The organism is Cellulomonas sp. P5_C6 (assembly GCF_054049635.1).
In genome coordinates this window covers 22,898-29,228 of the sequence record NZ_JBFULZ010000028.1, presented here as the reverse complement: position 1 = coordinate 29,228, position 6,331 = coordinate 22,898, and the positions used below count along the sequence as shown (strand labels likewise).

Here is a 6,331-nt window from a genome sequence, read left to right as displayed (position 1 = left end):
CCGGCGCACCTCGCGCGACGCCGCCTGGGGCTGGTCCCCGACGGTCCGTCCGGACGCCGACTCGACGGCCTGGGCGGTGCGGCTGCTGTCGGCCACGGGACGGACCGTCGACGCGAGGACGTGGGCCTTCCTCGACGAGCACTCCGTCGCGGACGGGGTGCGCACCTATGCCGGCTCGCACGCGGCGGGCCGCTGGTCCGACGCGATGCCTGAGGTCACCGCGGCCGTGCTGATGGCGCAGCACGAGGGCGCCCGGCTGTCTCGCGAGCAGCTCGCCGCCCGGTGGGTCGAGCGCTTCGGCGCGGACCGCGCCTGGTCGAGCCACTGGTGGCCGGGCACCGCGCACCCGACGGCCCTCGTGCTCAGCGCGTGGCAGCTCGCCGGCCGCCCCGCGGGGAGCCGCCCGCTCGAGGTGCCGGCGACCGGCGACCCGGCCGACCTCGTGCGGATCGCGGCCGCGCTCGGCGTGCCGACGCCGCTGGACCGGCTGCTCACGGGCGTCCAGCGGAACGGGCAGTGGCCGGGCTCCACGGTCCTGCTGGTCCCCGCCGCCCACGACGGCCACGCAGCCGCCCGCACGACCGACTCCCGCGGCGCCTTCACCACGGCGACCGCGCTCGACGCGCTCCTGGCCACCCGCCCGTGGCCGTCGGTACCAGCACGCCGACCTCCCGCCCGTGCCCGCGACGACCGCTGGGACCCGGTCGTCGCCGACGCCGCCGTCAGCCAGGGCGTGGACACCGCCGTCGCGCGCGCCGCCTTCGGTGCGCTCACCCGCGAGAGCCTCGCCGCGCCCTCGCCGTGGCCCGCCGAGCAGCTGTCGTCCCTGGCCGCCGGGCTTCCGGTCGAGCTGTCGGTGCAGCTCGCCGCGCACCACGCCCCCGCCCTCCGGCTCGCCTGCGAGGTGGGCGACCCCCGCCTCGCTCCGCACCGGCGCGCGCGCTCCGGCCTCGCGGCCGTGGCCCGGACCGCCGACCACCTCGGGCTCGAGGACGCCTGGCACGCCGCCCGGGACGTGCTCGCCCTGCTCACCGACCGTGACCTGCCCGTCCCGGACGGGAGCCGGTTCTGGCTCTGGGGTGGCCTCGACCTGCACGCGGACGCCTCGGCGACCCTCAAGGCGTACGTGTCGATGCACGGCGGCGACGTGCCCGGCTGGCGGGCGCGCGAGTCCGGTGCCCTCGTCGCGGCGGGCGTCCCCGACGGCGCCCCCGTCCACGCCGCGACCGCGTTGCTGGCCACYGCGGGCTGGTGCCAGCAGATCGGGGTGGGCCTGGCGGCCGACGGCCGCTGGGGGCTGAAGGTCTACTACGAGCTCAGCGGCTGGCGCCCCGAGCTGGTCCGCGAGGTGCTCGCGGCCTGCCGGCTGCCCGACGAGATCGCGAGCCTGACCCCGGAGGTGCCCGGCGTGCTGCGTGCCTCCCTGGCCGCCCGGCAGCGCGCGGGTGTCTCGCTGCGGGTCGACCCGGCKACGGGCGCGGTCGGCGAGCTCACGGTCACGTCCGCGTTCCCCTCGCCGCTGGTCGGGCGCGAGGAGGTGGACGCGCGGGTGCTGCGGTGGCTGGCGACGACCGGCGCCGAGACCGGGCCGCTGTCCGCCCTGCTCGCCGCGGTGGCGCCGACCTGGCGGGACTCCCCGCCGCTCGACCGGCGCCTGAGCCTGTTCACCCGCAGCCTGAGCCGCACGCGGACCGCGACGACGGTCTACGTGCGGCCGGGGCTCACGCGATCGTGACCCACTGCGCTCGCCAGGCGGGCGCCTCGAACGGCTCCGCCCAGTACGCGGTCTCACGCGCGATCTTCCCGTCCCGGAGCTCGAAGATGAACGTGCTCAGGAACACCGGACCGTCGTAGTCCAGCCGCGCCTCCAGCACGACCAGGTCGTTCTCGGCCAGCAGCCGCCGTGGCGTGATCGTCGGCAGCCCCGGGAACGCCCCGTAGACGCCGCGCCGGGCGTCGCCGCCGACGACCGTCTCTCCCGACTGCGGCCAGTCCATCACCGCGTCCTCGTGGAACAGGTCGTCCATGACCTCGATCTTGCGGTCGTTCAGGCACTGGACCAGCCGTTCGACGACGGCCTTGTTCTCCGCCTCGCTCATCGCGATCACCGCCTGCGCGCGTAGTCACTGGCGCCGTACCAGTCGACGACCACGACGGGTTCGTCGCCGAGCACCCAGGCGTCGTGCCCCTGGGGCAGGGACGTGACGTCGCCGGCGCCCGCCACCATCTCGGTGCCGTCATCCATGCGGATCGCCAGCCGCCCGCTCACGTGGTACTGGAAGTGCGGCGCCTGGCAGCTCGGCGTGCCCGCGATCGGCTTGACGTCGACGGACCAGCGCCAGCCCGGGTCGAGCACCAGGCGGCCGATCTCGCTGTCGCCCACGGTGATGATCTCTGCTCTGCCGTGCGGGAACTCCCGGGTCTCGTCGGGCGCCTGGAACGTCTTGTGCGCTGTCTCCTGCATCGGTCCGGCCTCCTCGTACCTCGGGCGTTCTCTCCTGATATGAGGTATCCTGACCTTCTAGTAGGTAGGTGTCAACGACTCTCACCCGCGGGGGGCTCCAGGCATGACCCGGACCGAGGCGCGCTCGACACCCGACACCCGCACCCGGATCCTCGACGTCGCCGAGCGTCTGGTGCAGACGCGCGGCTTCAACGGGTTCAGCTACGCCGACGTCGCCACGGAGCTCGGCATCGCCAAGCCGAGCCTGCACTACCACTTTGCGACGAAGGCCCACCTCGGCGAGGCCCTCATCCACCGCTACGCCCAGCGGTTCGCGGCCGCGCTGACCGTGATCGCCGAGCGCCCCGACGACGCCCGCCGCAAGCTCGACGCCTACGTCGCCCTGTACACCGACGTCCTGCGCGACCAGCGGATGTGCCTGTGCGGCATGCTCGCCGCCGAGTACCCCACCCTCCCCGAGCCCATGCGGGCGGCCGTCACCACGTTCTTCGACGACAACGAGGCGTGGCTCGAGCAGGTGCTCGACGCGGGGCGCGCGCAGGGAGCGCTCCGGCTCACGGGACCGTCGGACGAGGCCGCCCGGATCATCGTCGGCGGGCTCGAGGGGGCGATGCTCGTCGCGCGGTCGCACGGCGACCCCACCCGCTTCGAGACCGCGGCGGGGCGACTGCTGGCCGACGTGACGGGCGCCGCCGATAGCATCGGGCGATGAGAGGCTCCCTGTTCCAGAACGCCGAACGCTCCACCGCACCCGGCAGCTTCGTCCTGCAGAACGAACGGATGCTCAAGGTCGACCTCGCCGGCACCGGCGGGTTCTTCTACGCCAAGCAGGGCTCGATGGTCGCCTACCAGGGTGACGTCGACTTCGCCTACCAGGGCAGCGGCGGGGTCTCCAAGATGTTCAAGAAGGCCTTCACCGGCGAGGGCATGTCGCTCATGAAGGTGTCCGGCAGCGGGGACGTGTTCCTGGCCCAGGACGCCGACGAGATCTTCGTCCTCGAGCTGGAGAACGAGAGCGTCACGGTCAACGGCACGAACATCCTCGCGTTCGAGAGCTCCCTGACCTGGGACATCCAGCGCGTCGAGGGCGCCTCGATGATCAGCGGCGGCCTGTTCAACACGACGTTCTCCGGCTCCGGGGCGATCGCCGTGACGGCCTACGGCACCCCCGTCGTGCTGAACGTGGACGTGCCGACGTTCGTCGACGTGCAGGCCGCCGTGCTGTGGTCCACGTCGCTSACGTCGASCGTGCGCAAGACSGCCAAGCTCTCGGCGGCGATCGGTCGCGGGTCCGGCGAGGCGTACCAGCTSGGCCTCTCSGGCCAGGGGGTCGTCGTCGTSCAGGCGTCCGAGGGTCACCCCCCGCTGYGCCAGTCCTGACCGCCCGAGCCGGCCAGAGTCGGCGTCAGCCCGGACCCGTGGCCGGCGGCTGGTACCCGCAGCACCTCATCACGCGCTCGAGGTCCAGCGGGCCGCCCTTGTCGGACCCCACGACCACCCGCACCTCGGGATCACGCAGCAGGCCGCTCGGGTGGCCCGGTGCGTCGACCAGCGCGAGGTCGCCGTCGGGCAGCTCGCCGCGGACCCACTCGGCGAGCGCCGGCCACCGGGTGGTCACCACGGTCCAGAGGGCCAGCGTCTTGGGCTCGGGCGGGTCGAGCTCGCACAGCCGCGCCGCGAACGCCACGTTGTACGCCATGAGGAACCGCTTCGTCGCCCGCGGGTTGGGCTCGAGCAGCTCGGCGAACTCCTCGAGGATGTGACGCTCGCGCTGCCTGCGCTCCGGGTCGTTGCGGCGGGTCTCCAGCACCTTCGCGGCCACCTGCTGCCGCTGGACCTCGTCGACCCCGCGCGCCTCGCCCATGAGGTCGGTCATCCGCTCGTCGAGCGAGTCCGCGCCCACCTCGGACGGCGCCTTGGCGATCCGGTCCAGGAGGTCGTCGAGGTCCGCGGTGGGGTGGGGCGGCGTGACGTTCAGCAGGCCGGACAGGTAGCCCTTGACCTGGGTGCGGTTGAGCGTCGGCAGCTCGATGCGCAGCTGGAACAGCTTGTCCAGGAACAGGTGCCCCAGAGGCCGCCCCGGCTCGCTCACGTACGGCGAGAAGACCTTGTACGCGTCCTCGTAGGCCGCCCGGAGCCAGCGCCCGTCCCCGACGGCCAGCACGACCAGCGCCGGCATCCGCTTCTGCTGCGGAGCACGCCGGCGCGGTCGCTCGGGCCCCTTGCGCAGGAGGGTCTGCACCGCGTCGAGCAGCTCCACCGCGAACCGCTCGTTGCACCGGTCGAGGTCGTCGAGGACCAGCAGGACGTTCTTCGGACTCTGCTGCCGGACCGCCCAGATCTGCTCGGAGACCTCCTCCATGGGGTTCTCGTTGAGCCGCTCGTGCACACGCGCGCCCTGCAGCGAGTCCAGGGAGAAGAACTTGCCGAGCAGGCCGCCGATCGCCACCGTGAAGGCGACGACGCCCGTGAGCACCGTCATCGTCGGGCCGACATCGCCCTGCACCAGCCACAGCACCAGCAGGATCACGACCACGATGGCCGGGGGCAGCCAGATCCGCCAGAGCCGGCGCGCCGCGGTGACGAAACGGCGCCACGAGAACCGGATCCTGCCCCGACGATCCATCGACTCCCGGACCCCCGAGCGCAGATGACCCAGGAGCGCCCACCACGCGGGCGACAGCTGCGACGACCGCCACGCGTCGAGGGTGATCACGGTCCAGCCCGGATCGTCGCCCTCCGGCACGGAGAGCTCCTGGCCGATGAACCCGACCAGGCTGCTCTTGCCCGCGCCCCACGGGGCATCGAGGTGGACCGCGAACGCCTCGTCCGACCGGTCGTCGCTCGCCGCCAGCTCCCGCAGCAGGCTCGCGACCTCGGCCGCCAGGCTCGCGCGGCCGAGCTGGTCGGCCGACGCAGGCTGGTCGTGCACCAGCCTCGTGCGACCGGTGGACGTCTCGTCCACGACGGCCACGGGCGGCGGGGCGCTCGGCTCGGCGGACGACGACGGAGGCGAGTCGGGCTCGGCCGCCGACGACGGCGCAGAGTTGGGCTCGGCCGACGACGACGGGATGCTTGGCGCGGCCGACGACGGGTCGTTCGGCCCGGCCCACGACGGCGGGCCGTTCGGCTCCTCTGCTGACGACGACGACGGCGGCGGCGGGGCGATCGGATGCGCGGCGAAGCCGGGCTTCGGGTCGGGGGCGGACGACGAGTCGGGTTCGGCGCCGTGCCCGACCGACGACGCCGCCAGCTCGGCGATCTGCTCGCTGCTCACCTCCGCACCGAGCCGGGCCATCAGCGCGTCGACCAGGAGCTTCTCGAGCCACCCGTCGAGGACGACCTGCTCGGTCTCGGACCGGGCGACGACGCGCAGCCTGGCGCCGGGCGCCGCCGTCCGGATGAACCCGTCGACCAGGCCGCCGAGCGCCGCCTCCGGCTCGAGCCGCCCCACCCCCGAGCCCAGCACGGGCGTCACCACGACGTCGAACCCGTCGTCCCGCGTGGCCTGCCCGAGCTGCTCGGCGATCTGGACGATGACCTGCGGCTCCGCCGGCTCGCCGCCCGCCCCGACCGTCGCGGCGACCGCCACGTTCCGCGCCGACGAACCGCGATGCACAGGGACCATCACGAGCCGCCCCAGGCTTGCTCCGTCGACCGGGAGGCTGACGCCGAGCCGCGTGAGGTACGAGTGCCACGGCTCGCCCAGGGTGCCGCTCGCGGTGGCTGGGAGCACGAGGAGGTCCGCGCGCAGGGTCAGGGCGTCGCCGACGACGACGTCGACGAACGGGATCTCCGGACCCGGATCGTCCACGGCTCCCCCACGCGCGCCCGCCCGCCCGCGGGCCACGTCCGCGCGCTGCGCCG

Annotated in this window: 6 protein-coding genes; 3 read left to right on the top strand and 3 right to left on the bottom strand. The window is 73.9% G+C overall.

Going from position 1 to position 6,331, the window contains the following annotated elements:
* Nucleotides 1-1,735: hypothetical protein (locus tag ACXJKG_RS05265; protein ID WP_456844714.1), on the top strand; the 1,735-nt coding region annotated here is incomplete at its 5' end.
* On the opposite strand, the gene ACXJKG_RS05260 is transcribed toward ACXJKG_RS05265, so the two are convergent.
* Nucleotides 1,722-2,099 (bottom strand): nuclear transport factor 2 family protein, encoded by a 378-nt coding sequence (locus ACXJKG_RS05260; RefSeq protein WP_456844713.1) that lies wholly within the window; start codon nt 2,097-2,099, stop codon nt 1,722-1,724. The two genes, ACXJKG_RS05265 and ACXJKG_RS05260, sit on opposite strands and share 14 nt — an antisense overlap.
* 5 nt (nt 2,100-2,104) lie before the next feature.
* Complete coding sequence (locus ACXJKG_RS05255; RefSeq protein WP_456844712.1) at nt 2,105-2,464, bottom strand: cupin domain-containing protein; 360 nt, start codon at nt 2,462-2,464, stop codon at nt 2,105-2,107.
* Nucleotides 2,465-2,567: 103 nt separating this feature from the next.
* Here ACXJKG_RS05255 and ACXJKG_RS05250 point away from each other — a divergent pair, with 103 nt between their 5' ends.
* Entirely contained in the window at nt 2,568-3,176 is a 609-nt protein-coding gene (locus ACXJKG_RS05250; protein WP_456844711.1) for a TetR/AcrR family transcriptional regulator, read from the top strand.
* Nucleotides 3,173-3,844 carry an AIM24 family protein gene (locus tag ACXJKG_RS05245; protein ID WP_456844710.1) on the top strand — a complete coding sequence of 224 codons (672 nt, stop codon included), beginning with the start codon at nt 3,173-3,175 and terminating at the stop codon, nt 3,842-3,844. The genes ACXJKG_RS05250 and ACXJKG_RS05245 overlap by 4 nt, the downstream gene beginning before the upstream one ends.
* 25 nt (nt 3,845-3,869) lie before the next feature.
* Here ACXJKG_RS05245 and ACXJKG_RS05240 read toward each other — a convergent pair whose 3' ends face one another.
* Nucleotides 3,870-6,278 carry a KAP family P-loop NTPase fold protein gene (locus tag ACXJKG_RS05240; RefSeq protein ID WP_456844709.1) on the bottom strand — a complete coding sequence of 803 codons (2,409 nt, stop codon included), beginning with the start codon at nt 6,276-6,278 and terminating at the stop codon, nt 3,870-3,872.
* Between the last annotated feature and the right edge of the window lie 53 nt (nt 6,279-6,331).